The following is a 2178-nucleotide window of genomic DNA, read 5'->3' as shown; positions in this document are numbered from 1 at the left end:
AAGGTTAACGACGGTTAGATTCACCTCTCTACACAGCACCTCAGTTCACTGACAGAGCCAAACATCACCATACCAAGTACACTTAATCTAAAGATCAGCATGCCATGTTTATGATTGTGCTCTAAGAACATTAAGTTTGTTTCAGCATATGAGTAATTAGCTACGATAGATGTAAATGCAAAGAATAAAATGGCAATTGCAATGAAAATAGCACCCCATTCGCCAACATGCTGAACCAGAGCGGCTTGCGTTAAAGCAATACCAGTAACACCAGACTCAGGGACTAATTGATTAGATAGTAGAATAAGTGCAGCAGTTGCAGAACAGATAATAATAGTATCTACAAACACGCCAAGCATTTGTACATAACCTTGCGATGCAGGGTGGTTTGGGTTTGGTGTTGCAGTTGCTGCAGCATTGGCAGCACTACCCATACCAGCTTCGTTAGAGAAGAGACCTCGTTTAATCCCTTGGATCATTGCCTGCATAACAGCATAACCAATTGCACCAGCGCCTGCTTGTTCAATGCAGGTGCTGTGTAAGAGGTGAATCTAACCGTCGTTAACCTTAGCAATACGTAATTTACATAGTTACTTCGTTCAGTTACGTATTGCTAAGGTTAAGTTTGTCATACTCGTGTGCTCACCCAGCACCTGAAGAAAGGTATGAGCGGTATTACCAGCAAAACAAAGAGCTATTTAACCAAGTACCTCTCCATCACATAGCCTCTGTACTGGGTATGTCAGCAGAAACTTTCAGCCGAATTAGAAAAAAGCAAACACTAAAACCTTGATTTTTATCAAGATTTCATAGTTGCTAGTTGTTCAACTTTGTAAAAGTTCACCAACAAAAAGAATAAGACTATGAAAAACTTAATAAAACTTGAAAATGTAGGTCAGTTTTTGCTCGCTTTATACTTCTTCAATCAGCTAAATTACCCTTGGTGGGTATTCCCCGCTTGCCTTCTATTGCCTGACGTATCTATGGCTGGGTATTTGTTCAACCTCAGCACTGGTGCAATGTTATACAATATATTTCATCACAAGTTTTTGGCTATAACTGTACTTATAATGGGATTTATATTCAACAGCCCTCTCATTATCTTATGTGGCAGCATTTTATTTGCTCATGCCGCTATGGATCGTATATTTGGGTTTGGCCTTAAATACAACGATAGTTTTAAGCATACTCATCTTAGTAATATGGCCAAAAATTAAAATTACTTCTACTTCCAAGTCTGAAATGCATTTACACTTAACGCACCTTCAAACCTATATTTTCAATAAGCTAGGTATTTCCGTATCTCATTTTGAAAATGATGCGGAAAGTAGCGAATATGAAGCATGCAGATTTAGACTCAATCATAACCGATTTATATGTAGAACAGCTAAGCTAACCCCAAAGAAAGCCGGACAATTTGTTACCTTTTGGAAGCGCAGCGAGCATGGTCCTATAGCTCCTTTTCATGAACTTGACAGCTTTGATTTTTTTATGGTCATCATTATCAATGAAGATAATTTTGGCATTTTTGTAATACCTAAATCAATTTTGACACAAAAAGGAATTGTCAGTACCAATAAAAAGGAAGGCAAAAGAGCATTTAGAGTATATGCCCCTTGGGATAAGGTAACGAGCAAACAAGCTGAAAAATCTCAAAAATGGCAATCGGACTATTTTCATGAGCTGAAAGAGGGCTATAGTCCGGATAAAATAGCTGAACTGCTATCTATTTAATAAAAGGCCTTTCTAAATTCTAAAGGCGATTGACTGGTTTTAGCTTTGAACAGGCGGCTGAAAGATTGAGGGTATTCAAACCCTAGCTCATAGGCAATTTCGCTTACGCTAAGTGTAGTGGTTGAAAGTTTTGTTTTAGCGTAATCAATAATCTTATTTTGGATAAATTGTTGTGCGTTTTGGCCCGTCAGCACCTTAAGCAAACTACTTAAATAATTAGGTGAAATATTTAAGGTAGCTGCCAATTGTATAACGGTAATCATGCCTTCTGTGGCCAGCTTACCGCTATTAATGTAGCCATCTAGTAATTTCTCAGCCTCTTGCAATATAGAATGACTATTTACCTTTCTGGTGATAAACTGGCGTTGGTAAAACCTGTTAGTATAAGTCAAAAGCAACTCTAACTGAGCCATAATTACTGAATCACTGAATTTATCGATATTC

At 37.8% G+C, this 2178-nt stretch carries 3 protein-coding genes and 1 pseudogene; 2 read left to right on the top strand and 2 right to left on the bottom strand.

Annotated features, from left to right (window positions below):
• Positions 1 to 41 precede the first annotated feature (41 nt).
• Positions 42 to 527: pseudogene (locus ACXAC4_RS28125) on the bottom strand (alanine:cation symporter family protein); the annotation flags it as partial.
• Between the two features lie 336 nt (positions 528 to 863).
• On the opposite strand from ACXAC4_RS28125, the gene ACXAC4_RS28120 reads away from it, so the two are divergent.
• Entirely contained in the window at positions 864 to 1217 is a 354-nt protein-coding gene (locus ACXAC4_RS28120; RefSeq protein ID WP_474978169.1) for a DUF4260 domain-containing protein, read from the top strand.
• Positions 1218 to 1242: 25 nt separating this feature from the next.
• Positions 1243 to 1734: a MepB family protein gene (locus ACXAC4_RS28115; protein ID WP_474978170.1), complete on the top strand. Its 492-nt coding sequence runs from the start codon at positions 1243 to 1245 to the stop codon at positions 1732 to 1734.
• Here the strand turns inward: ACXAC4_RS28115 and ACXAC4_RS28110 are convergent.
• On the bottom strand, positions 1731 to 2178 hold a 448-nt coding region (locus tag ACXAC4_RS28110; RefSeq protein WP_475168678.1), incomplete at its 5' end, for a helix-turn-helix domain-containing protein. The genes ACXAC4_RS28115 and ACXAC4_RS28110 overlap by 4 nt on opposite strands.

Source organism: Pseudoalteromonas sp. AWM4_233 (assembly GCF_056158285.1).
This window is presented reverse-complemented; position numbering and strand designations above follow the sequence as displayed.

Bases quoted from the DNA above. Each gene is read 5' to 3' on its own strand.
- ACXAC4_RS28120 (WP_474978169.1), top strand. From the start codon at position 864: ATGAAAAACTTAATAAAACTTGAAAATGTAGGTCAGTTTTTGCTCGCT.
- ACXAC4_RS28115 (WP_474978170.1), top strand. From the start codon at position 1,243: ATGCATTTACACTTAACGCACCTTCAAACCTATATTTTCAATAAGCTA.